The organism is Microcoleus sp. FACHB-SPT15, assembly GCF_014849525.1.
In the GTDB taxonomy this organism is placed as follows: domain Bacteria; phylum Cyanobacteriota; class Cyanobacteriia; order Cyanobacteriales; family Coleofasciculaceae; genus Symplocastrum; species Symplocastrum torsivum.
The window spans coordinates 39,834-64,659 of the sequence record NZ_JACJNU010000065.1 but is presented as its reverse complement, the minus strand read 5'-3'; the positions used below and the strand labels follow the sequence as shown (position 1 = coordinate 64,659).

The 24,826-nt window shown below is 44.8% G+C and carries 22 protein-coding genes; 13 read left to right on the top strand and 9 right to left on the bottom strand.

Annotation, left to right across the window (positions count from 1 at the left end; genetic code table 11):
• Positions 1-31: 31 nt before the first annotated feature.
• Together H6F98_RS28465 and H6F98_RS28460 are read left to right on the top strand one after the other, a co-directional pair.
• Complete coding sequence (locus H6F98_RS28465) at positions 32-895, top strand: ABC transporter permease (protein WP_206759686.1); 864 nt, start codon at positions 32-34, stop codon at positions 893-895.
• A gap of 35 nt (positions 896-930) precedes the next feature.
• On the top strand, positions 931-1,770 hold the full coding sequence (locus H6F98_RS28460; RefSeq protein ID WP_192222101.1) for an ABC transporter permease: 840 nt from the start codon (positions 931-933) through the stop codon (positions 1,768-1,770).
• Positions 1,771-1,793: 23 nt separating this feature from the next.
• On the opposite strand, the gene H6F98_RS28455 is transcribed toward H6F98_RS28460, so the two are convergent.
• On the bottom strand, positions 1,794-2,405 hold the full coding sequence (locus H6F98_RS28455; protein WP_192222100.1) for a hypothetical protein: 612 nt from the start codon (positions 2,403-2,405) through the stop codon (positions 1,794-1,796).
• Between the two features lie 76 nt (positions 2,406-2,481).
• Here H6F98_RS28455 and H6F98_RS28450 point away from each other — a divergent pair, with 76 nt between their 5' ends.
• From H6F98_RS28450 to H6F98_RS28440, 3 genes are all read left to right on the top strand, one after another.
• Positions 2,482-3,597, top strand: a complete 1,116-nt coding sequence (locus H6F98_RS28450; protein ID WP_199349036.1) for an ABC transporter ATP-binding protein — start codon at positions 2,482-2,484, stop codon at positions 3,595-3,597.
• 1 nt (position 3,598) lies between these two features.
• Positions 3,599-4,135, top strand: a complete 537-nt coding sequence (locus tag H6F98_RS28445; protein WP_192222099.1) for a GNAT family N-acetyltransferase — start codon at positions 3,599-3,601, stop codon at positions 4,133-4,135.
• Positions 4,136-4,373: 238 nt separating this feature from the next.
• Positions 4,374-5,846 carry an aminobutyraldehyde dehydrogenase gene (locus H6F98_RS28440; RefSeq protein WP_192222098.1) on the top strand — a complete coding sequence of 491 codons (1,473 nt, stop codon included), beginning with the start codon at positions 4,374-4,376 and terminating at the stop codon, positions 5,844-5,846.
• Positions 5,847-5,919: 73 nt separating this feature from the next.
• Here the strand turns inward: H6F98_RS28440 and H6F98_RS28435 are convergent, their stop codons facing one another.
• From H6F98_RS28435 to H6F98_RS28425, 3 genes are all read right to left on the bottom strand, one after another.
• The gene (locus tag H6F98_RS28435; protein WP_192222097.1) at positions 5,920-6,348 is read right to left on the bottom strand and encodes a DUF29 family protein; all 429 of its coding nucleotides are present in this window, start codon (positions 6,346-6,348) and stop codon (positions 5,920-5,922) included.
• Between the two features lie 163 nt (positions 6,349-6,511).
• The gene (gene sir, locus H6F98_RS28430) at positions 6,512-8,479 is read right to left on the bottom strand and encodes a sulfite reductase, ferredoxin dependent (protein ID WP_192222096.1); all 1,968 of its coding nucleotides are present in this window, start codon (positions 8,477-8,479) and stop codon (positions 6,512-6,514) included.
• 1,093 nt (positions 8,480-9,572) lie between these two features.
• Positions 9,573-10,103 carry an outer membrane beta-barrel protein gene (locus H6F98_RS28425; protein ID WP_192222095.1) on the bottom strand — a complete coding sequence of 177 codons (531 nt, stop codon included), beginning with the start codon at positions 10,101-10,103 and terminating at the stop codon, positions 9,573-9,575.
• A 614-nt stretch (positions 10,104-10,717) separates the two neighbouring features.
• Here H6F98_RS28425 and H6F98_RS28420 point away from each other — a divergent pair.
• The 4 genes from H6F98_RS28420 (at position 10,718) to H6F98_RS28405 (ending at position 14,917) form a co-directional block, all read left to right on the top strand.
• A complete protein-coding gene (locus H6F98_RS28420) occupies positions 10,718-11,413 on the top strand; it encodes a DUF305 domain-containing protein (RefSeq protein WP_192222094.1) in 696 nt (231 codons plus the stop codon).
• Positions 11,414-11,608: 195 nt separating this feature from the next.
• Positions 11,609-13,867 carry a dynamin family protein gene (locus H6F98_RS28415; RefSeq protein ID WP_396813781.1) on the top strand — a complete coding sequence of 753 codons (2,259 nt, stop codon included), beginning with the start codon at positions 11,609-11,611 and terminating at the stop codon, positions 13,865-13,867.
• Positions 13,868-14,243: 376 nt separating this feature from the next.
• Complete coding sequence (locus tag H6F98_RS28410) at positions 14,244-14,669, top strand: KGK domain-containing protein (RefSeq protein ID WP_192222093.1); 426 nt, start codon at positions 14,244-14,246, stop codon at positions 14,667-14,669.
• Between the two features lie 2 nt (positions 14,670-14,671).
• Complete coding sequence (locus H6F98_RS28405) at positions 14,672-14,917, top strand: HNH endonuclease (protein WP_192222092.1); 246 nt, start codon at positions 14,672-14,674, stop codon at positions 14,915-14,917.
• A gap of 62 nt (positions 14,918-14,979) precedes the next feature.
• Here the strand turns inward: H6F98_RS28405 and H6F98_RS28400 are convergent, their stop codons facing one another.
• The 3 genes from H6F98_RS28400 to mrdA form a co-directional block, all read right to left on the bottom strand.
• Positions 14,980-15,984: a PleD family two-component system response regulator gene (locus tag H6F98_RS28400; RefSeq protein ID WP_192222091.1), complete on the bottom strand. Its 1,005-nt coding sequence runs from the start codon at positions 15,982-15,984 to the stop codon at positions 14,980-14,982.
• Complete coding sequence (locus H6F98_RS28395) at positions 15,981-16,283, bottom strand: hypothetical protein (RefSeq protein WP_192222090.1); 303 nt, start codon at positions 16,281-16,283, stop codon at positions 15,981-15,983. The genes H6F98_RS28400 and H6F98_RS28395 overlap by 4 nt, the downstream gene beginning before the upstream one ends.
• Positions 16,284-16,387: 104 nt before the next feature.
• Positions 16,388-18,187, bottom strand: a complete 1,800-nt coding sequence (gene mrdA, locus H6F98_RS28390) for a penicillin-binding protein 2 (RefSeq protein WP_192222089.1) — start codon at positions 18,185-18,187, stop codon at positions 16,388-16,390.
• A 270-nt stretch (positions 18,188-18,457) separates the two neighbouring features.
• On the opposite strand from mrdA, the gene H6F98_RS28385 reads away from it, so the two are divergent.
• The 3 genes from H6F98_RS28385 to H6F98_RS28375 all read left to right on the top strand — a co-directional run bounded on the left by H6F98_RS28385 (position 18,458) and on the right by H6F98_RS28375 (position 21,912).
• Complete coding sequence (locus tag H6F98_RS28385) at positions 18,458-19,588, top strand: ABC transporter ATP-binding protein (RefSeq protein WP_192222088.1); 1,131 nt, start codon at positions 18,458-18,460, stop codon at positions 19,586-19,588.
• A 177-nt stretch (positions 19,589-19,765) separates the two neighbouring features.
• Positions 19,766-20,893, top strand: coding sequence for a spermidine/putrescine ABC transporter substrate-binding protein (locus tag H6F98_RS28380; protein ID WP_396813775.1), 1,128 nt, complete (start codon positions 19,766-19,768; stop codon positions 20,891-20,893).
• Positions 20,894-20,973: 80 nt separating this feature from the next.
• Positions 20,974-21,912: an ABC transporter permease subunit gene (locus H6F98_RS28375; protein ID WP_192222087.1), complete on the top strand. Its 939-nt coding sequence runs from the start codon at positions 20,974-20,976 to the stop codon at positions 21,910-21,912.
• A 564-nt stretch (positions 21,913-22,476) separates the two neighbouring features.
• Here the strand turns inward: H6F98_RS28375 and H6F98_RS28370 are convergent.
• Positions 22,477-23,079 carry a Uma2 family endonuclease gene (locus H6F98_RS28370; protein WP_192222086.1) on the bottom strand — a complete coding sequence of 201 codons (603 nt, stop codon included), beginning with the start codon at positions 23,077-23,079 and terminating at the stop codon, positions 22,477-22,479.
• A 29-nt stretch (positions 23,080-23,108) separates the two neighbouring features.
• Positions 23,109-23,831 (bottom strand): Uma2 family endonuclease, encoded by a 723-nt coding sequence (locus H6F98_RS28365; protein ID WP_192222085.1) that lies wholly within the window; start codon positions 23,829-23,831, stop codon positions 23,109-23,111.
• 110 nt (positions 23,832-23,941) lie between these two features.
• Here H6F98_RS28365 and H6F98_RS28360 point away from each other — a divergent pair, with 110 nt between their 5' ends.
• The gene (locus H6F98_RS28360) at positions 23,942-24,790 is read left to right on the top strand and encodes an ABC transporter permease (RefSeq protein WP_192222232.1); all 849 of its coding nucleotides are present in this window, start codon (positions 23,942-23,944) and stop codon (positions 24,788-24,790) included.
• Positions 24,791-24,826 lie beyond the last annotated feature (36 nt).

Below are 24,826 nucleotides of genomic sequence, written 5' to 3'. Positions count from 1 at the left end.
GAAGGTTATCTTGGCAGTTTCTAATAGTTCATTGTCTCAAAGACCACGTAAAAAGCTTAGAAAAGCTGGGCTTTATGCTACATTGCTGCCACCATTGATTGGGATAGCACTGCTCTATTTCATCCCAATTTTGATTTTAATTTCTTACAGCTTTTGGCGGTTAGAAGACTTTGATATCCTGTATAAATTTAGCTTAAAAAACTTCCAAACAATTTTAGGGAGTTCTGCCTATCGCACCGTAATTTTAAGAACGATCACAACTGCCCTAAGTGTTACTCTTATCGATGCTGTCATTGCTTTACCCATTGCTTTCTTCATTGGGCAATACGGAGGACGTTATCGTTCAGTCTTGACAACGCTAGTTATTTTACCTCTGTGGTCGAGTTATCTAGTAAGGGTGTTCGCCTGGAAAGTTATCTTAGGCTACAACGGTGTTTTAAATAGTGCTTTACTATCTTTAGGAATTCTGAAAGAACCAAGCCAGATTTTTCTCTACAATCAATTTTCCACAATCCTAACATTTGCTCATGTTTGGCTACCATTTATGATTTTGCCAATTATTACAGCCTTTGAGCGTTTGCCGAGGGACTTATTAGAAGCATCTGCTGACTTAAATGCTCGACCTTTTACCACTTTTAGACGAGTCGTCTTACCGTTGGTGATGCCGGGAATCTGGGCAGGTGCTATTAGTGTATTTTCCCTCACCATGGGAGATTTTATTACCCCTAGCTTAGTTGGTGGTACTAGTGGTTTGATGTTGGGTAACGTGATTTCTTCTCAGTTTGGTGTTGCTTATAATTGGCCACTGGGTGCTGCCTTTACATTGTTTGTAATCATCATGGTTTTCTCAGCACTAGCATTAGTTTTGAGGCGGGGTGCTTTGGACAACTTTTAGGGTTTTGGATTATATGTATATTAAAACCTTCTCAAATGACAAGTGAATTGAATAGTCAAGTCGAGACAACACTTGCTGAACCCTTACAGCAGAGACAAACTACACGAAAGCCATTATTACTAGCTTCTTGGACAATCGGAGTTTATATTTTTCTCTACTTGCCCATTGTTGTCCTTATTTTGCTAAGTTTCAACAACTCAAAAATCTTGTCTTTGCCTATCAAAGGTTTGACATTCAACTGGTACAGTACTGCTTTTGGTGATGCCTCACTTAGGGAAGCATTAATTAATTCTCTACAAGTTGCAGCAGTAGCAACAGTTTTGGCAACGCTGATGGGATTACTAGCCGCTTTTGCCATCTATCGCTATCAATTTTTTGGAAAAAGTGCTTTTCGGATTGCTATCACTTTACCCATTTTATTGCCAGGGGTAGTGACGGGAGTCGCAATGCTTGCCTACTTTTCTAATCTTGGGCTAGAACTGTCTTTGATAACTGTGATTCTCGGACATCTAGTTTTTGGTTTGCCCGTGGCGATGGGACCAATTCTTGCCCGTTTAACTCAGTTTCCGCGAATGCTGGAAGAAGCGGCTTATGATTTAGGGGCAAAACCCAAGCAAGTATTTTTGGATATTATCTTCCCTTATATTCGTAGTGCCGTGATATCTGGAGCTTTGTTAGCATTTACGCTTTCGTTTGATGAGGTTATTGTTACTATCTTCCTGACAGGACGCGAAAATACCCTGCCAATGGAAATTTGGGCAAGGTTGCGAACAGATATCACACCGGAGATTGCGGCGGCAGCAACATTAGTTTTGCTGGCTAGTATGGCTTTAGTTTTACTCAACCAAGCCGTTACAAGTCGTGAAAATACTTAGGATTTACAAGCTTAATTTGGACGTTAACTTGCTTTGCAGAAATGTCTATTTTTCTTCAAAATTAAACCTAAACCTAGCAACAAAATACCAGTTATCCCTCTAGATTCTGGAACAGAGGCGGCAGGTTCTTCACGTAATGTGTAAGATACAATTCCTGTAGATCTGCAAAATAGCTCAATTGGATCTATACACGGTCTACTTGCAAAATAAAGATTATTGTACTCTTCATTATTAATGTTGAATTCAAATCTTCTAATTCCTAAATCCCATTGGAAACCGTTAAACATTCTATTTTCTAATAAAACATTGGCTTGGTTGCGGAAGACAGGAGCACCTCCTCCATACAAATCATCTGACGTAATAATAAATCCAGGAGAGTCGGGAAAGTTTTTAGATCGGGTGATATGCGTCGCTAAAATTACGGGAATTGTTTCGCTTCCAGTTCCTTGTATCGTTGAGTCATCGTAGCTGAAAAAACCTGATATAAGTAAATTATTATTGAGCAGTTCGCTTTCAACTATGTCTACTGTAAAGTCATAGGTAATTGTCGCCGCTTTTGCAGAATTTGATTCAATAGCAATTAAGCTTAGGGCTATGCCAGTAGTAGCAGTTGCTAATTTTTGGTAGATACCCATGTTACTTCCTAAATTCTTTAGTCTTCAATTCTAGATTAAGGCAGCCAATATGGATTCATTTTTAAAACAAAACTCTATGCCTCATCAAGAAGCAAAATTTCATCTGCAAAAGCTTGTTTCTCTTGAAGGTGTTAGTAAGATTTATCCGTCTTCTAAAGGAGATGTCTACGCCGTCCGGGATGTAACATTGGATGTGCAAGCGGGTGAATTTTTCTCGATATTGGGTTCGAGTGGTTCCGGAAAGACAACAACGTTACGCTTGATTGGTGGCTTTGAAATCCCTGAATATGGGCAGGTTTTCCTAAGTGGGGAAGATGTGACGCTGAAGCCACCTTATCGGCGAGATGTCCATACAGTTTTTCAAAAATACGCCCTGTTTCCCCAGATGAATGTGGTGCAGAATATTGCCTATCCGCTATCCGTGCAGGGTGTAGCGAAAGACGAAATAAAGCGTCGGGTGGGAGAGTTGTTGAGGATGTTTCAGATTGAGGAATTAAGCGATCGCATTCCCTCTCAACTTTCCGGTGGACAGCAGCAACGGGTAGCCTTAGCACGCGCCTTGATTAATCGTCCTAAAGTACTGCTATTGGATGAACCCCTTTCAGCATTGGATGCCAAGATTCGGGAGGGAGTCAGGGAAGAGTTACGCGAATTGCAGCGTAAGACTAATATCACCTTTATTTACGTGACGCATGACCAAGAGGAAGCACTGGCATTAAGCGATCCCATTGCTGTCATGCATGATGGCAAAGTTGAGCAAATTGGCACACCTGAGGAAATTTACTCCCGTCCTAAAACTCGCTTTGTTGCCCAGTTTATTGGCAAGGCAAATTTTCTAGTTGGAACAGTTTTAGAAACTGGCAATGAGGCGATTGTCGTTGATGTCAACGGCGTGAAACTTCGGGCGATTTCTCACAACTCCCAGCCAACAACAGGTGAAACTGTGACGTTGATGATTCGACCAGAACAATTTTACATTGGCTCTCATCCAGAAGCTGTCAATCAGGCTACAGGCAAAGTTGACAGCATCACCTACATTGGTCAACTGGTTGAGTATCGGGTAACTACGGGTATCGGTACTCTTACCGTTACTCAGTTGGGAGGAAGGGAAAGTTATACGAAAGATTCTTCTCTCTCCCTGTACTGGAGTATCAACGACTGTGTTGTGATTCCACCGGAGGCGAAACCTTAAGATGTCTGCCACAACAAGCACTATCCCTGATGTTTTGGTAACAACTTATCTTCAGATGACAGATGAAAACCAATTTCGTCCAGCCTTCTTAGAGGGCTGTAGCGGATTGAGTGTGGAGACAATGGAGGAACCAGATGTCGCGTTTTACCGCTTCTTGTATAGTTCAGTAGGGGAACAGTGGAAGTGGCGTGATCGCCTTTTACTCGCTGAACCTGAACTTGAAGCACTTTTAGCTGCCCCCGACATCAGTGTTCATGTCTTGTATGTGGGAGATGTTCCAGCAGGTTACGTTGAATTAGCACAATCGGACGACTCAACCGAGATTGCTTATTTTGGCTTGTGCCCTGACTACATGGGCAAAGGGTTAGGCAAGCACTTACTCAGTTACGGCATCACCCAAGCCTGGAATAATGGTGCTAAACGCCTTTGGGTTCACACCTGTAACTTAGATAGTCCTTACGCATTGGATAACTATATCAAGCGTGGTTTTAGCGTTTATAAAGTTGACGAACAGCCGATGCCGGAACGTTATCTTTGAGTTTCAATTTACTGGAATCCAACCTTACAAAACTTTATTGTTCAGATGTTCTAAACAATAACAATAGTAATAAGTAAGGCAGTAAGTAGGTAAGCACAAACAAACGAAGGTATTTCAACAAATGTTAAGAGACTAAAATACTTTCCCTTCTGCCTTCTGCCTTCTGCCTTCTGCCTTGCCTCAACGACAAATATTAATGCCGACTTACTTAGAAATTAATTCAAATCAAACAGTAAAAATGGAAAAACAAACTCACTATCCAATGATTATTGGTGACCAAGAGGTTACCAGTGGTAGTCAAGATTTAATTGACCCTGCTACAGGTCAAGTTTTTGCAACAGTGGCAATGGGAACGCCTGAAGATGTTGATAAAGCCGTTACTGTGGCGAAACAGGCGCAAAAGGAATGGGCGCAGGTATCTTTCGGTGAACGTAGTCTAGCAATGCTTAAATTTGCTGACGCACTGGAACAAAAAGCCGAAGATTTAGCCAAACTAGAAAGCGTAAATACTGGGAAGCCCCTGAAATTAAGTCAAGGTGGAGATATTCCCTTTTCCATTGACAATATTCGCTACTTTGCTTCTGTTGTGCGTCATCAAGAAGGGGCGGCAGCAGGAAGTTATGTTGGTGGTTACACCAGTATGATTCGCCGGGAACCGATAGGAGTCGTTGGTGCGATTACGCCTTGGAACTACCCGTTTATGATGGCAGCTTGGAAAATTGGTCCTGCTTTGGCGGCGGGGAATGCCATCGTGATTAAACCCGCACCGAATACCCCTACTACTACAATTGAACTTGCCAAAATTGCTCTAGAATCAGGGCTTCCAGCCGGACTCATCAATGTTGTTACTGGAGAAGCTGCGGTGGGAGAGGCAATCTGTAATCATCCAGATACCCGGATGATTACCTTCACAGGTAGCACCCGTACTGGTAAGCGTGTGATGGAGTTAGCCAGTCAACGGGCGAAGCGGGTAACACTGGAATTGGGAGGCAAAGCACCGTTTGTCGTGTTTGCTGATGCAGATATTGAGGCTTGTGCCCAAGGTGCAGTTGCGGCAGCGTATATGAACACTGGGCAAGATTGCACGGCAGCGACTCGTTTTTATGTCCAGAATGAAGTGTTTGACCAATTCCTAGAACGCTTTACGGAGTTAACGAAGCAAATAGGGATGGGCAAACCGTTTGATGCGGATACGGATATTGGTCCTCTGGTGAGTGCGGTGCAGCGGAACAAGGTGCATGGTTTGGTTGAGGAAGCGCGGCAACAGGGGATTAAGATTGCCACGGGTGGTGAGTTACCTGATGGCGATGGCTTTTTCTATCCGCCAACGATTTTGGTGGAAACCCCTCAAGATGCGAACTGTGTCCAAGAGGAAATTTTTGGTCCCGTTGTTGTGGTGAATCGATTTACAGATGAGGAAAATGCGATCGCACTAGCCAATGATATCCCTTATGGCTTAGCCGCGAGTGTTTGGACAACCAACGTGCAACGGGCAATGCGAGTAACAGCGGCTATTGAAGCGGGTACGGTTTGGGTGAATGACCATCTTCCAATTGCGAGTGAAATGCCCCATGGTGGCTTCAAGCAAAGTGGCTTTGGTAAGGATATGTCTCAGTATGCGCTAGAAGAGTACACCATTGTTAAGCATGTGATGTTTGATAATACAGGCGACCAGCGTAAGGCTTGGCACTCCGTTGTTTTTGGGGATTGAGTTAGTTTTATATCTTGCAGTAAAGAGCGATCATGTTTTTGAATGTGGTAAATAATGTCGTGCGATCGCTCTTTCACTCTGCTGGTAAAACTAAAGCCAAAGCGCGATTCAGAATTTCCTCTTTATTAACCAGTTGCTCTAATTCATCTGGTAAATAACGTCCTTCTTCTACTTCTAAAGAAGCTTCATCAATGGCATTTAGATACGCTTCTTCTAGGGTTTCAATTAACTCTTCAGTAGATAAATAATAACCCCCAGCTTTACGGCGCTTGTTTTTTCTCTGAATTTCTCGAACAGAATTGCGGATAGAAACTTCCCAAGAGCGAGTTGTGCGATTCTCTGCTTGCTGTTTAATTAGATGCAGCAACAGAATTACAGCATAACTGCGAATTCGATCAATGATGTCATTTTTGCTCATCTCTTCGAGTTCTTCAACAATCGCGATCGCACCTGAGATGTCACCTTTTAGCAACAAGTCTTTGAGTTCTAATAATTCTTCCATAAAGAATCTTCGCAGGATTACGGCAACTTACTTCAATACACGATAATCTCTTGAGGATAGGGAAGTGCCCTTAATCTGATGACTAATGATTAAAGGGGAACAAAGTTACTGTTCCCCTTCAACGGTGCAGAAATTAAATTTGTTCAGGAAGTCTCTAAGCGTTTTACTTTTTCTTTAAGTAAGCTTCCAAAGCTTCCGTTGTTAACTGAGTCATAGACTTACCTTCCTGTGCGGCGGCTGCCTTTACACGCTCATAAAGTTCATCCCGAACGCCAATTCGATAACGAATTTTACCGTTAACTTTTGTCATTGATGGTTCTGGCAGGACGACTTCATTCACCAAGCCAGTATCAGACTGCAAGTTCAGTTTTGGAGACTCATAAGCAACAGTAAACTCGCGGATTGCCTCGAAACCAACGCGATCGCAAAAATCTCCAAATGATTCTTCGGGCTTGCGGTCTTGCTTGAAGTAAGCAAAAATTGGTTCCAGAAAGGATTCCAGCTCATGAGATGATACGCGATCGGTATAAGGTTCTGCTAACCGTGTCTGATCGGCTGAACCCCCTAACCAAATTTGATAAGTATCGGGCGCACTGCCAACAAATCCTAACTCAGCCATGTAAGGTCTTGCACAACCATTCGGGCAACCCGTCATCCGCACGACAAATTGCTCTTTTTCTAAACCAAGCTTGTCCAATAGTGCCTGAATTCGGTCAATCATCCCAGGAAGCACCCGTTCTGATTCTGCGATCGCTAAACCGCAAGTGGGTAGCGCTGGACATGCCATCGAGTAGCGCGCCAAGGGGTTAATTGTTTCTGGAGTAATCGAGACACCGTGCTGGTCAAGAAGTTGCTCAAGCGTTGACTGCTGTTCCGGTTCAATATCATAGATGATGATATTGTGGTTTGCTGTAAGCCGCATCGGTAGGGCAAATTGCTGAACGATTTCTCGCAAAGCCGTCTTGAGTCGGAAGTTCCCTTCATCCTTCACCCGACCATTCTCAATCGAAATCCCTAGAAACAGTTTGCCGTCTCCCTGTTCATTCCACCCCAGGTAGTCCTGATACTTGAATGCTGGTAACGGCTTGTAGGGAGCAATCTTTTTACCAAAGTAACCCTCAACCGTTTCCCGGAACTTATCCACACCCCAATCATTAAGCAGGTATTTCATCCTGGCATGACGACGATTAACACGATCGCCATAGTCACGCTGCGTCGCCACAATCGCTTTCATCAAGTCGTAGACTTCATCCTTCGACACATAGCCGATTGCGTCCGCCATCCGGGCAAACGTATCTTCTTTATTGTGAGTACGCCCTAAACCACCACCTGCAAGAACATTAAATCCTTCCAGTTCCCCTTGGTCATTCGTAATCACAACCAGGCTGACATCTTGCGTGTAGAGGTCAATCGAGTTATCCCCCGGTACCGTTACCGCGCACTTAAACTTCCGGGGCATATAGTGTTCCCCGTAGAGTGGCTCTTCTTTATCGTGAAAGATGGTGCCGTTGCCATTACGCTGACGCGCAGCCTTTACTTCTGGGTCTTCTTGGGCGCTAATTGCCTTTTCACCATCGAGCCAAATCTCATAATAAGCACCTGTTTGAGGAGTCAAGAGGTCGGCAATTTTATCGGCATACTCCCAGGCATATAAATATTCTGGCCGATTTTTGTAAGGGGCTGGGGGAGCCATGACGTTGCGGTTCAAGTCACCGCAAGCGCCTAACGTTGAACCCATGTTGCGGATAATGGATGCGATCGCCGTTTTCAGGTTTTTCTTCAGAATGCCGTGAATCTGAAAGCCTTGGCGAGTTGTAACCCGTAGTGTATGATTACCATACTCTTCTGATAACTTGTCGAGGGTCAAATACAGTTCAGGCGGCATAAATCCACCCGGACTGCGGGTGCGTAGCATGAACTGATAGTCTTTTTCCTGACCCTTAACTCGATTATCCCGGTTGTCTTGCTGGTAAGAGCCATGATATTTAAGAATTTGAATAGCATCTTCACTAAAGTGAGTCGTGTCTTGCAGCAGCTCAGTCGCCACCGGTTCACGCAAGAAGTTGCTGCGTTCTTTAAGTCCTTCTACTTTAGATAGTTTGCGGCCTGAGGAAATCTGAGAGTTAACCATTGGAGCTACAAGTCTGAACAAGTGTACGTTATTCCCGGTAAACCGAGCGGAATTTTGGTGATTACTATAGATCTTAATCTTAGCTATGTTAGCTTTCCTAATGAAGGGAAAGGATGAAAGAAATCCTAAAATCTGTACTATAGCCGCTAGCCGCCTAACCCAAAAACCCTACAGCTAGGGTTTTTGATAGTTTACCGACTTCAGCAAAACATTACTAGCGAGTCATCCTGGTTCGTCAGCCCTACGAGCCACTTTAGAAGTGCTGCGGAAATCAAACGTTATATTCCCCATTCCAACTTTCAAGATAGGTTATAGGCGCTAGGCTGTTGCCAATCCTATAAGATTCCTCTTACCTCAACATTTAGTTACATTTATATACGGCTTTGTAGAGTTTTATCTCTACCTTTTTGATGGTCAGCATTAACATCTTAATCATCTAGACAGAATGCTCAGCAAACCAAGTTTTTTATTGTCCGAATTATTTTCTAAATCTCTCTGACGACAGAAGATCCGTGTTGAATAAAATAACAAACTATAGTCATGAGCAAAAAACTATAAATTGCTCCCATTTAAAAAAAATAGTTTTCTGAGTTTAATCATGCACTCTTTAATGGATTCTTCTCCAGGCATTGAGCAAATATACAGCCAGTCTCTGTGTTCTCGTCAAATCTCTCGATTCCATCTCCATCAGCTTCAATCCATCAGCCGAGACTCTAAAATAAACCCACAACAGAACCGCCTCATTAAGCGATTGCTTCACGCTTGCCGAAGAGGCTGGCTTAGCATTACTGATTAAGCGTAGCCTTGTAATAGAGACTAGCTTTAACTGTAACGACAGTTTTCTTCAATAATTATTACAGACAGGGCGCATCTTAGCAATTTTTAATGAAGGGTAGTTAACAACTTAGCTCTCACATAGAGAACTAAATGCCTTTTCTCTAAAGAGAGTATTTTCAGCGGTTGCTTAATATAATTTTTTTTAACATTAAATAGAGCGAAAAGGACAGGTTTTATAAAAACCTGTCCTCAATTATTTCCAAATTCGCTAGAGCGCCTTTAGTTGAAATCTTATTCCAAAAAATCGCTAGTGAATTTAGAAGCGGAAACCAGCACCAGCTTGAACACTCACAGCAGTATTAGGGCTGTTTTGATAAGCATCAATGCCTACTTTGGTATCACCATAAACAACAATGTTTTGACCAATTTGTGCTTCAGCGCCTACTGAAACTACAGGAGCATCTTGGTTACCTAAAGGTGTTGGTTTTCCATTCTCTTCTACAAAGGAATAGCCAGCGCCGACGTAAAGGTTTGCATTATTAGTGACAGGAACATCGTAGGAAACCATGGGGATAATTGCACTGGTTTCATCACTAAATAGTACAGAACCACGTACAGAAACAGGAGCTTTATCAGTTGTGATACGACCTTGAATGTTGCCACCAAAAGTTGCCGCATCACCATCTTGTCCACCGTTAGTAACACCGGCTGCAACCCCAGCGCCGATGTAGTTTGCATCTGTTCCAGCAGGCTTAGCAGAAGCACTACCAGCAGATAGCAAAACAGGAGCGATTACAACAGTGGCTAATGCCGAGAGAGTTAGAACAGACTTAAGTGTGCGTTTCATAGTTCCTTTCATCAACAGGTAGAGTGTATTTTTGCGTTGTTACTACTAAGGTCGTTGGAAAGAAACAAAAGGTTCCAAGAAATTACAGCTTGTTTTGTAATAAGGTTCTTTCTTTGAAAGTCAAGAGGAGCGTTATATTATAGACTATGTACTAATTTCTGAATTGTGTGTCCTCTAAAGATAGAAGAAGTTCTTCCTTCGTATATATAGGTAGACAATGAGTAAGCGAACTATCACTAAAATGAATTAGTTAATCGAGTTAGTGGACTATTTTTTAATTGGCACATTCAAATCAGTTTGAGAAGCTAATCTAACTGAGATCGATCTGTTTGAGGTACTGATTGAGTAGGGTTTAATTAGGTAAGGAAAAGGACAATTGTTCCTCCCTATTCTTACGCCGTAGTCCTCAGAGACTATTTTCCTTGTGTCTCACCTGCAACAAATTGACGGTGCGATCGCCTTTAAGTGCCTCTGACGGGGGGAATAACTCTGATTTCCTGATTGCCTAGCCGTGAGAACAGCACTTGAAGGTTGACACTCCAGTGTACTGGAGGGTTCAGAATGAGGGAAGGAAACGCCTTATTGAGTCTTAGATGAATCTGAAGATGAAACCTATGCAACCAATCTCCTTGAAAAGTGGATTTTTAGCATTTAGCCTTGTTGCGATCGCATCTGTCACAGGTGGAGTTCTCTCAGCCTGTTCTACCCCCTCAAACCAAGCTCAAAATCCTCCTGCAAGCGATGCGGGTGGAATGCCTGGCATGAATCATGGCAGTGGTGACAGTGGGATGAATCACAGCATGTCTATGGATTTAGGCCCTGCTGATGCTGACTACGATTTACGATTCGTTGATGCGATGACACCACACCATCAAGGTGCAGTGGAAATGGCAAAAGAAGCATTAGAGAAATCTCAACGTCCTGAAATCAAAAAACTTGCCGAAGATATCATTGCCGCTCAGGAACGTGAAATCAACCAGTTGAAGCAGTGGCGACAAGCCTGGTATCCAAAAGCTAGCGATACCCCAATGGCATATCACGCTCAGATGGGACACATGATGCCTATGTCGCCTGAGCAGATGCAGAGCATGATGATGAAAGGAGATTTAGGCGCAGCCGATGCTGAGTTTGACATGCGCTTCATCAACGCGATGATTCCTCACCATGAGGGAGCGCTAGTGATGGCTGAAGATGCCTTGAGTAAGTCTAAGCGTCCTGAAATCAAACAACTCGCTCAAGATATTGTCGCTTCACAACAGAAAGAAATTGACCAAATGAAGCAATGGCGACAAGCCTGGTATAAGCAGTAAGCCATAGGACTTACGCAGTAGCTTCACTCTTTCGGGTGCGTCGTGACGCACCCTACGACATATAGAGTTTGATGAATGATTTTGCGGAATTCCTGAGCTGAGGCAACAAACTGTAGTTGATTTTACGGTGTTTTTTCCAGAAGGGCAGAACTAAGATCTGCCTAAACACCTCTTTGGATGGAGCTATCCACTACCATGACGCCAATGCTATCTCAGTGCCAGAATCTGCAAGAACAGGTAGAGAGTCTGTTACATCTGTTGCATCAAGAGCCATCATTGCGGACATCGCAGGATGTAACAGTGGTTCAGGCATCTCTCCGAAAAGCGATCGCTCCTACATTTGAGATTGTCTTTGCGGGTGCCTTTAGTGCGGGAAAGTCGATGCTGATTAATGCACTGTTAGAGCGAGAACTCCTCTACAGTGCAGAAGGACACGCGACGGGTACGGAATGTTACATCGCTCATGCAGAACCTAGTCAAGAACGGGTAGTACTGACATTTCTGAGTGAGGGGGAGATTCGGGAACAGGCAGGAGCGTTGTGTCAGCGATTGGGATTAGTGACGACGGCTAATGTTAATCAACCGGAAGTGATTGATATGCTACGCCGAGGATGTATGGCAATTCTCCAGCAGGAAGGTGGGGAGAGTAAGTCAGAAAGAGCAAAGCAAGCGAAAGCGCTGGATTTGTTGCTCGAAGGGTTTGTGAGCAATCGCGATCGCATCCACACCGTCACGAATGCTACCTACTCAATGGAGCAATTTGACTTCTCCAATCTTAAGGAAGCGGCTAGTTATGCGCGTCGTGGGAGCAATAGCGCCGTTCTCAAGCGAATTGAATATTACTGTAATCATCCCCTCTTACAAGATGGCAATGTACTGATTGATATGCCGGGGATTGATGCGCCAGTCAAGAGGGATGCCGAACTGACGTATCGCAAGATTGAAGATGAGGAAACATCAGCCGTGGTGTGCGTCCTAAAACCTGCTTCTGCTGGCGATATGACAACGGAAGAGACGGAACTGCTGGAGAAGATGCGGAGTAATCCAGGGATTCGCGATCGCGTTTTCTATATCTTCAACCGTATTGATGAAACTTGGTACAACACCCAACTGCGGCAACGATTGGATGATTTAATTAGTTCCCAATTTCGGGATACGCCGAAGGTTCATAAAACCAGTGGATTGCTCGGATTTTATGGCAGTCAGATTAAAAGTACGACTGGACGCGATCGCTTTGGTTTAGACTCTCTCTTTGCCGCTAGTGTCAAAGGCATGGCTGGCGGGGAGGACACCCCGCAATTTGTGAATGAATTCCTTCGCTACTGTGCCAACTCCGGCAAACTGTCTCGCTTCCGCATTTCCGTTAATAGCTATGAAACACCAAATGAAAACTACGCACGGATTCTCGCAGAACAAGGAACGCCACTGATCGATCAGCTAATTGAGGATAGTGGCATTGAAGAGTTTCGTGCGGCGATTACGCGCTACCTTACCGAAGAAAAGCGCCCTCAACTCTTTGCGAATCTCGCTGATGACTTACAACCGTTGTGCATTAGCTTAAAGAAACAGTTACTGAGCGTTCATCGAGACTTAGATAGCCAACCCCAAGAGATTGAGGCGATGAAAGCGCGGGAGTTGGAACGTCTCAATCAGGAACTACAGCAAGTCGGAAAAGAGTTTTGTAGCCACATTGCTGAAGAAGTGAATCAAGTTGTGAATAACGCTTGCCCAAATTTTGAGGCAGATTTTCGCCAACTCCAAAGCCGAATGATCCAACGCCTCGATGAGTTGCTGAATACCTTCTCGGTTGCAGAAGCTTACAGCCGTGCCACTCGCAACCATCCTCGTAATGCTACAGCACCACTACTTGCAGTTTTAGTGGAAGCACTTTATTACCTGGCTAATGAGCTAGAGGATGTTTTGGTAGAGGTGTCACTTGAGGTGGCTTCTTGCTTTTTTCAACGGTTGATCGAGCGAGTGCGTCGTTCCGATTACTATAGTCACCTCTATCGGTTGCTAGGGAATGATGGGGGAATTGAGCAACAGCTAAAGGTGCTGGAGAAGCAGGTATCTCGCGCTTTGATGAGTGCAGCTAGGACAGAATGCGATCGCTTTGTGCGAGAAAGCCCTCGTTTTTACGATGAAGGCACGTTTTCAATTTATCAATTCCGGCAAACCTTGCAGCAAACATCTCAAGGTTATGACGCTGAAAGCATGATTGAAGCTGAACCAGCAATTCGGCAATTGTTGAAGTTAGACTTTGAGCCAAAAGTTTCTCAAACAATCAAGCGCAGTTTCCGTCAAACTATCAACCAAACTATCAAAACGCAGCTATTACCAATGGCAGATGAGCAGGCGGATGCAATTTTACAGCAATACAATCAGGCACGTACTTTTTTAGAGCAAACTTTGGAGAAAGAAGCAGCGGAAAAGATTAAATCTAATCGTCGTTGACAAGATGAGGTTGAGCAAAAGATTGAGGTTTATAGCCAAGCCATAGCTGGGATTAATAGCTGTCTCCAAGGGATGCTGTTAAACAGGCATCAGTTACCTGTAATTGTAGAATCTGATTTAATAGAAATTCCTGTTTCGGTTGAATCAGAAGGTTTTGATGTAAGTTCAAATTTTGCTAATCGCTTAGATTCAGGTGATGTAGCAGACGTGATAGAAGCTGAGTTTGGGTAAGATGCCTCAACCGCCAGGGAATCAATTTCCCTGGTGGGTTGACAGCGTAGCCAAAATTTAGAATTACTATAACTAAGGTTGTTGGCAAAACAGAAATATTAGCCCATTATAATCATTAGGGCAATTACAAAAAGTAGAAATTGAGATGGAAGATAACTACTCTCTGCAAAACTACGCTGGTGATGATGTTTTAGAATTCGGCTCTGCCATGTTCAAAGTGGGTAAATTTAGACAAGCAATTGAAACAGCATTAACAGGTTCATTACAAACAACGCTCAATGAAACATTGAAATCCCAAGGATTAGAGATTAACACAAAGAGTTGTTTTTTCAATATGAATATGAGGCACACTACTGAACAATACTGGTTCCGTGAGGGCGTAAATTGTGAAGTCCTAAAGATAGGTTCAATGGGATGGCAAAAAGGAAAAGTTAGACTTAGGGTTAGCCTAGAGTTTTGCCCTGATGAGCCTGAAGTTGAAGAAACAGCACCAAGCAATGAAATTCCTCAACCCGAATCACCACTAGACGATATTCGCCAGATGATGAACCAAGAAAATCAGCAGTCATAGTTATGGCAAAAACACCCAGAATTCCCATTCCTCCAGAAGTGAGGAAATATGTATTTGAACGCGATCGCTATCAGTGCCAAAGTTGCAGTAAAACTAAGCTAGAAACTCAACTAAGTATTGACCACATTATCCCTCTTGCTCGTGGTGGTCAAAATGACATCAGTAACCTACAAACCCTCTGCATTTCCTGTAACCAGCAGAAAAAACACCACCTTGACCCCCGCTTCCGTCGTTACTTCAGTGATTGAATAAAACGGTGAGATGCTATTTAGGGTAAAGATACATCCACTGGTGAACTAGAATTACCGAACTACGGAGCGCAAGTTTGGGGAAAGTAGGTATTGCGTCCTGCGGCTTTTGCCTGATACAACGCCGCGTCAGCAGAGGCAATCAGCATTGTTGGATCGAGGTTAAGGTTGGGTTGCGTGCAAGCGATACCCAAACTAAGCGTAACGTGATGGCTCACAGCAGACTGAGCATGAGCAATCTCTAAAGTATTAACAACTGCCCGAATTTCCTCGGCAACTTGAGACGCACCAGCAACGGTAGTATCCGGCAAAATCACCGCAAACTCCTCTCCACCGTACCGTGCTACCAAATCTACTGAACGTCTTGCACAAAAGCTTAGAGCATCAGCAACTCGACGTAGACAGGCATCACCCGCTTGATGACCATACGTGTCGTTGTATTTCTTAAAAAAGTCAATGTCACAGAGAATGAGAGATAACGGCAAATTCTCCCGTGCCAAGCGTTGCCACTCCGCATCAAGGTATTCATCAAATCGGCGTCGGTTGGCGACACCTGTGAGTCCATCCAGATTAGCCAGACGCTGCAACTCCCTAGTCGCTAGCTCTAGTTGTTGATAAAGCTGAGACTGTTGTAGGAGACGCCGCACTCGTTGACGCAGCACTGCCCAATGAATCGGTTTAGTCAGGTAATCAGTTGCTCCAACAGCAAACGCTCTATCTACCGACTCTTGGTCATCAAGACCTGTAATCATCAGTACAGGTGTGCGTGAAGCATCTTGTAAGCTCTTGATGTGGGTAAAAACCTCAGCATCCCGTATACTCTCACTAGCGATTAATTGCAGTTGAGTGCAGCAAGCAAAGCCATCCATCACGGGCATTAGCGCATCTAACAGGACAAGATGCGGCTGAAGGCGTTTGTAGACTTCTAAGCCCTGTTCACCATTAACGGCTTCCACGACTCGATACCCGTCTTTTTCCATAAATCTGCGTATTACTGCACGCATAGACGGGTCGTCGTCCACCACCAGAATCACTGGTGGGTCTTCGGGGAGAGAGACTACGTTCATCCTTGATATCGCTGATATGGCTGCCGTTGGGTATTTAACGTTACCTCGACCCGCTTATCGTCAACCTTTATCTGGGACACCAGCTTCAGTGCCGCATTTATCGTGCCATGCTTGCTCATGTCTTTGGGAGCCTGAGACAACTTGTATAGCCTTAATGCACCCAGTTTGGCACTACTTGACTGAAAAGTGTAAGTCCTATCAAGTAACACCATGACATTGCCCTTGTTAGCAGCTATGCTCCTCACTTGTAACAACTGAGGAGCATCTTCTAGGTAGCGATCGATTACCAGCACTGTCATCCAGCGTCTTTACTATAATATCAAGGCAGCACTTGTAGTGCCTCTGGGTCAATGGCAGTCTGGGCTACCCGTTATATCAGAAGAGCTAACTGAATCAACTGTTCCTAGTTCTGAGCGGCTGCTTTATCTTTAGGAGCTTCAGGAGGCTTTTTGTTAAAGTAAGCTTCCATCACTTGACGCACCATCGGTGCTGCCACCTTACCACCACCACCGCCAGAATGTTCTGCAAACGCCACAACAACGATTTCTGGTTTATCAAATGGTGCATAGGCTCCAAACCAAGCATGAGGCTTGCCAGGAGGAGCCTCTGCTGTCCCACTCTTCCCCGCAACAGGTGGGAGATGTGGCACTTTCAAGGCTGCCCCAGTCCCATCAGCAACAACTGAGCGCAAACCCTTTCGCAGCATTTCTAAGGTAGTTGGCTTCAGATTCAGCGACACTCGCGAATTTTTCGCCTGCTCATTGTTCTTTAAGAAGTGAGGTTTGACTCGATAGCCGCCATTCGCAGGAGCAGCAAACATCACAGCGACTTGTAGCGGTGTGGCTTGGGTAAATCCCTGACCGATAGACATATTGACCGTATCGCCAACCGTCCACTCCCAGTCGAATTGCTTTCGCTTCCAAGCGTCATCCGCCACTAATCCAGTGGCTTCGTCTTCCAACTCAATCCCTGTTTTTTGACCAAAGCCATAGTTACGCGACCATTTAATCAGCGTTGGTCCGCCAACACCTCTGCCGATTTGACCGTGAAATGTATTGCTGCTCATCGCCATAGCGCGAACATATCCTATAGCACCAAAACCAGCATGGTTCCACTCGCCAAAGGAAGTTCCACCAACGTTCAAAGCAGCAAACGTCTGCAACACAGTACTAGGTGAATATTTACCAGATTCCATGCCAGCGGTTTGGGTGACAACCTTGAATGTACTGGCTGGTGGAAAGCCTCGCAAGGCACGATTGACAAAAGGAGTGCCTTTAGCTTGCAGTTGTTTCCAAGTATCTGCTGTAACACGGGTAGAGAAGATGTTGGGGTCAAAGGTTGGGCGGCTGACCATTGCCAAAACCGCACCCGTGTTGGGATTAATGGCAACAATCGCACCTTTTTGATTGCCTAATGCCGCCTCTGCTGCTTTCTGGGTCGTCAGATCTAATGTAGTTTGGACATCCTTACCCGATTTTGCGTCTTTCTCACCGAGAATCCGCAGTACCTGACCTGCACCATCAACCTCAACCTGCTGCCCCCCCCATTCTCCTCGTAGCAGTTGTTCATAGGACTCCTCAATACCCATTTGTCCAACAATGTCACCGAGGCGGTAGCCTTCGGCTTTACGCTTTTCTAGCTCTTGATCGTTCATCTCTCCGGTGTAGCCTAAGATATGAGCCGCCAAATCACCGTTGGGGTAGTCCCGCACGGCTTCAATATCAACTTCTACGCCTTTAAGCTGGCTGCTATACTCTGCCAACGCCGTAATTTGGGCAGGACTGATGCCCCGCTCAATCCGGATGAGCGAAAGTGAGTTAGATCCTGCTTTTTCAACACGCTTTTGGATCTCGTCTTGAGGGAGATCCAATAATTTGGAGAGGAGTTGACGGGTTTTTGGCCACTCTGCCTCTTTGATGGCAATCGGCCAGAGAAACACAGCGTGAGACAACCGACTACTCGCCAACACTTTCCCCTTGCGGTCAAAAATATTGCCCCGCACAGGTTGTTTCGGAACCAGACGAATGCGGTTGTTTTCTGCAAGTTGCCGATTACGTTCTCCCTGAACCAACTGCAAATAGGCGAGGCGAGAACCCATACCTCCCAGCAGGAAGATGCTGACTAGCAGCATGACAAACAGGGATTGATAATTGCGTCCGACGGTACGGGGCGTAATTTGACGCCCTACTGGAGAAATCTGCATCACGGTTATATTAGAAAGTTTCAGTGGTTGAGTTTAAAAGAAATTTCTACCCAGTTTATTGCTGATTATGACAATTTGGCATGATGGATATCGCCAATGTTTAATCCTGTATAGGACGACACACTTTTGGGTAGTGCGAGGTGAAGTGATTACTCATCAAGATTAAGGACTAGACAGATAAAATAAACCAATGTACAGAAACACAGCTTGACAATTCAGACAGAATTACATTCCAGATTAGGCGATCGCCACTGTAATTGAATAACCAATATGTCTCAAACTTCCGTTAAAAAACAACGCTCTCCGGATACTGCTGCTGAGCTTGATGTTGAACTTCGCAAAGTTTTCAAGGTTTTCAATGGCGAGACAGCTGTCCGAGGGATTGACCTGAGTGTTCGTCGGGGTGAATTTTTCAGTATTCTCGGTCCCTCTGGATGTGGGAAAACAACCACCCTACGCTTAGTTGCTGGGTTTGACCTGCCCTCAGCCGGAGAGGTGCTGATTCAAGGGCAATCAATGAATCAGGTTCCCCCCCACCGCCGACCTGTAAATACCGTATTTCAAAGCTACGCACTATTTAATCACTTAAGCGTAGTGGAGAATATTGCCTTTGGTCTACGGCTCAAAAAGCTCAAAGCAGCGGAAGTTGATGAGCGGGTGAAACAAGCCCTCAAGCAAGTAAAGATGGAGGCTTATGCCAATCGGTTCCCTGCTCAACTGTCTGGGGGACAACAGCAACGGGTGGCATTAGCACGGGCGCTAGTCAATCGCCCAGCCGTATTGTTATTAGATGAACCGTTAGGGGCATTGGATTTCAAACTACGCAAAGAAATGCAGGTAGAACTCTCGAACCTGCATCAAGACCTGGGTTTAACCTTCATTATGGTGACCCACGACCAAGAAGAAGCCTTGAGTCTATCTGACCGGATTGCGGTCATGCGATCGGGGAAAATTGAGCAAATTGGTACCCCTACAGAAATCTACGAACGTCCCCGAACACCATTTGTCGCTGATTTTATTGGTGATACAAACTTATTTAGAGGACATCTAGAAGCCGCTGATGCCTCAACCCTCAAAATTACAACGTCAACAGGCTTGAAGATTGTGGTGCAGCCGAAGTCACCTAGGGATACAGCGAGCAATACTAAAGATATTGTGGTGAGTGTACGCCCAGAAAAAATTCGCCTGAGCCTTTCTCCTCCAGACTCAAGAATTAATTGCTTTGAAGGTCATCTTAAGCACGTCATGTACTTAGGAACCCATGTTCACTATGTTGTTGAGTTAAACAGTGGCGACCTCCTGACGGTCAGGCTACCCAATGTTACCAACAAGTTACCAGATGCCAATACTGCTGTTTATGCCCGTTGGGCCGCCACGGATTGTCTGGCTTTGGAGGAGTAATCATATAGCAGAAAGCTGTCAGTTATCAGCTATCAGCTTTTTTGTTTTCCTTACATTCCTAGGTTTCAAACACCTCCGGCTGTATCTCATCTCTCCAGGAAACCGCCATATCAGATAATTTATTTTTTGAAGCTTTCTAACACTTAGACCTTCTTAAACCCTAATCACTAGACAATTGTGCCTCCCACAGATCGACGGACATTCCTAAGACGTTCCACACGGCGTCAGTTCTTACAGGTAGCTGCCTCGGCAACTCTAAGTAGTATGGCGTTGTCTGGATGTGGCTGGACGCTTGCTAATGTACGACCACCAGCTAGCCGTTCCAGTTCTTCCACAGAGTTGTACATCTACACTTGGTCTGGCTACACCGATCAGGATTTGCTCAACCGCTTTGAGAAGGAGACAGGAATCAAGGCTGTAGCTGATGTTTTTGACTCCAACGAGTCAATGGTTGCTCGACTTCAAGCAGGAGGTGGTGGTTCTTATAGCATTATCTACCCGTCTGACTATATGGTGCGGGAGATGGTGAATAAAGGGCTATTAGCTGAACTTGATTCATCGCGCATTCTTGGCTTAGACCAGCTATTTCCCAAGTTTCTTAATCCTAAATATGACCCAGGAAATCGGCACAGCGTACCCGTAAGTTGGGGAACTACAGGTTTAGTTTATAATGCTCAAAAATTAAAACCGGAACCTGTTGATTGGAGCTACCTATGGCAATACCGGGAGCAATTATCCAAACGAATGTCGTTGCTGAATGATGTCCGAGAAGTCATGGGTGCGGTGTTGAAATTGTTGGGGTATTCGTATAACTCAACTAATCCTCAGGAGATTCAACAGGCTTACACAAAATTGGTAGAGTTGAAGCCCTATCTAGCCTCATTTACTTCTGATGCTTGGCGACCTCAAGTTTTAAGCGGAGATTTACTCGTAGCGATGTGCTACTCCTCTGATGCCAATGAAATCATGGAAGAAAACGAAGACTTGCGGTATGTACTTCCTAAGAGTGGTTCTTCCGTATGGATGGATACGCTAGTAATTCCAAAAACAGCTCCAAATGTTGAGGGAGCCTATGCTTGGATTAACTTTATGTTACAGCCCGATGTTGCGGCTCAAATTTGTGAACGATTAAGCTTCGCGACACCGAACAAAGAAGCATTTGAGCTGTTACCTTCAGAAATCCAGGAAAATCAAAGCTTATTTCCATCAGAATCAGCATTAGAGCGTTGTGAAGGTGTTGCACCTGTTCAGGAAAAGATTACTGAAGTGTATGACAACTATTGGACGAGACTAACCAGTGCCTAATTGCCTTTGTTTGATGTGCGCTTTTGTTCTAGTGTTCTAGAACCAGCGCAACCTTATTCCCCAGTTCATAGAAACTACCTGTGTCTACTAACATCACCCCTCCTTCTCTACCGAATCCCAGTACAACGGATGGTGTCGCTGAACTGCCAGTTCTGAACGAGACGAAACGCCCTCGGTGGCAGTGGTTGGAACCCTTGATCTTGCTCTCACCTGCGGGTCTTTGGTTAATGTTGTTGCTGGTGCTGCCAACGCTGGTGATTTTTGAGCTGAGTTTGGTTCCCAATATCCGACCAGGAATGGTGGTTAATCCGTCTGGGATTGGTAACTATCTGCGGGTATTTGAGCCGATTAATCTACAAGTGATGTGGCGATCGCTTTTGTTTGCGATTGGCACAACGGTAATTTGCCTGCTTCTGGGGTTTCCTGTCGCCTACTGGATAGCACAGATGGCACCGAAGCGCTGGCAAAATTTGCTGCTGTTGGGGTTTATCTTACCCTTGTGGACTTCCTCACTTTTGCGATCGTATGCTTGGATTACGATTCTGCGACCGACTGGGGTACTCAACACTGTGCTAACCAGTATCGGGTTACCCGCTTTAGAGTTATTAAATCGTAGCCCTGCGGTGTTGATTGGTATGGCTTACAGTTACCTGCCATACATGGTTTTGATTCTCTACGCTTCTTTAGAAAAGTTAGATAAGCGCCTGCTGGAAGCTTCTGCTGATTTAGGGGCGAATGCTGTTCAGACGTTCTGGAAGGTGACAGTTCCGCAAACGTTACCAGGAATTGCAGCCGGTTCATTGTTGGTGTTTATTAGTGGTTTGGGAGATTTCGTCGATCCAGAGTTGCTGGGTGGTGCGTCCAGCATGACAGGCGCACGTTTGATTTATAACCAGTTTTTGGGAGCAACTCAAAACTGGGGGTTTGGTTCAGCTTTGAGTATGGTGTTAATTTTTGCTGTGAGTGTTGCGATCGCACTTTTGCTTAAATATGGCGATCGGGAAGCAGCACAGCGTTAAAGCTCTTGTTTTCTGTTGCTTAGAGACGTTACCGAACGAAGCAATCGTCAAGATTTGTACAAAAATCTCTGTGAGTGAAGAACTTTCAAACAGCTAATGGGACTTAGACATTTTCTAGTCCCTAAAAACGCCTGAAACCCTTGTGAATACTAGATTTATACAAATTCGACAGGAGTTACTAGAAGCTGTAGACAAGGGATTGTTAGAGCAATCAAAAATAAAGGCTATTTACAAGATTTGGCGTTTATTGAATTGGGTTTCATCAACGGAAAATCAAGTTTCAGTTTCTACCCATATCTTAGAAGACTCAAATTCCCAGAAATACCCTATAAGAGCTTGGAAAAACAGTCAGGTTTACCATGACCCAAGAGGATGTAAGAGGTATCCAAGAATAGAAAAACAAGAGGATAGGGATGCAATTATTTTTTTTTCAAGTCCTCAAGAGGCTGAGAGTCCGCTATACAGGCTTAGGATTTGTGAAATATGTAAGCCAATAATCCAAAGAGACTCGGAATCTACTTCTACCAATTCCACAAGTTTACGTCGCTACTGACACCAGATCTTTCAACTCCACACCTCTTTTAAATCTAAGACAAATCCAGGTAAGACATCTTCGCCTGACAAGGTAGTGGGGTTATCTAGCACTGCCACCTCCTGAGATTGCCTGTATATCTCGACCTTTTTATTTTTCCGGTCAATCAACCAACCTAAACGAGCCTTGTTTTCCATGTATTCCCTCATCTTGGCTCGCAGTGGCTCCATATTGTCACTTTCAGAACGTAGTTCTAGAACGAAGTCAGGACAGAGGGGAGCAAAGCCCTTGCGCTGTTCTAGGGTAAGTGCATCCCATCGTTCTTGACGTACCCAAGCAGCATCAGGAGAACGATCAGCTCCATTAGGAAGGTGAAAGCCAGTAGAAGAGTTAAACGCCTTACCTAGTTTAGTCTGACGGTTCCACAACCAAAGCTGCCCTTCTATATCCAGATTTCTGTTTCCTGTTTCGCTTCCAGTTGGTGGCATGACGATTAACTCTCCTGTGGTCGTTCGTTCCAGTTGTAAGTCACGGTTAGCGATCGCTAGCTCAACTAACTGCTCATGGGTAACGGTGAGTGTTAGTGTTGCTGGGATATTGACTGGAATGCCGTGCAATGGGTTAGCTTGTGTCATCGTCCTGTTCTAAATGAGGAGAAGAATTTTCAAGTCAGAGAATCGGGATCGACTCCAAGCGATCGCAATTGCTCTGCAAGCCTTCGGGCGAGTTGTTCAGCTTGTTGGGCGCGTTGCTCGGCTTGCTTAGTACGTTCTTCCGGTGTCGGCAACCGTGTAGATAGTTCGTCATACCAATAAAGCCACTCTCGCGTCACACCTCCATAAGTTCCTCGTTCTGCCCCAATTCCTAAGCCAATTTCCGGTAACCAAACTGGATTTTCTGGTTGCAACACATAAGCACCATCAACCAATCGATGTACTTCCAACCGGGGCTTTCTCCGACGACGGGAAGAATAAATCACGTAGTACAACACGCCCATAGAAGCATACACTTCCTTTTTGGTGCTGTATTCCCCCCGATAATTCTGGGAAACTACTTCTAGCACCAGGATTGGGACAACATTCTCTTCCCAAAGTGGATAACTTAAACGCAGTTCTATCTCCTTCGGAGACGCTTCGCTAACATCAAAAAACCGCTCTACTCCCAGGCTCAAAAATCCATCGGGTACAATTGCTGGTTTGTCGGGGTCGTGGTAAATCCCCATATCTATGCCGAAGAACCAATCCATGCGCTCTGCCCACAGCATCAACAGTATTGCCTTCAACAGGCCAGGAATCAATTCTTGTAGTTCATTATCCGCAGGCGTATCATCAGAGTCAGGTAGCTCTTCGGAAGAAGGAAAGTATCTCTGGGGGTTGTACTCTAACATGACAGTCCCAAAACTAATGAAAAAATTATAGCGATGAGCATTTATTCGGTAAATTGAGAGCTACTGAGCAAGTAAGGGACGCGATGCCTAAAGGCAATATGTATGACTCAATGAAAGATACATCGCATCAGCAGGAAGAGGAGATTCCCGTGGATATTTTGCAGTCTAAATCCAAATCCAGCTTCTCCTGGCAAGGGATTTTTTCTGTACTGATGTTCTTCTATATGTATTTACCCATCTTTGTGCTGACGTTTTATAGCTTTAATAATTCGGCATACAGCGCGGGTTGGAAGGGATTTACTCTCAAGTGGTACACGAAGTTACTTGCAGACTCCCGGATTCTTACATCACTGCAAAATAGTTTGATAGTCGCTCTCGCCGCTGTTGGGATTTCGGCTGTGATTGGAACTTTGATGGCAGTAGGTTTAGCACGTTACCAATTTCCCGGAAAAAGCTTGTATCGAGGTGTCTCCTACCTGCCGCTGATTATCCCTGATATTGCGATCGCGGTTGCTACCCTCGTCTTCCTCGCTGTCATTAGTACACCCCTGAGTTTGTGGACGATTGTCGCTGCCCATGTAGTTTTTTGTCTAGCTTATATTGCAATTGTCGTCTCCTCAAGAATTTCTGGTCTTGACCCTCACCTGGAAGAAGCAGCGCTTGATTTAGGCGCAACTCCGCTACAAGCCTTTATCAAAGTTCTGTTGCCAGAATTGATGCCAGCGATTATTGCGGGTTGTCTTTTATCCTTCGTTCTCAGTATGGATGACTTTCTCATTGCTAGCTTCACAGCAGGTACGGGTTCAACAACTCTCCCAATGGAAATCTTTAGCCGTATCCGCACAGGAGTTAAACCAGATATTAATGCCCTAAGTGTTCTGCTAATGCTAGGGTCTGGGGTAGTTGCCTTCATTGCAGAAACCATGCGTTATCGGGCGGAACAAAAGCATTTTAAGTAAGTAGCTATAGCAGAAAGCGGTCAGCTATCAGCTATC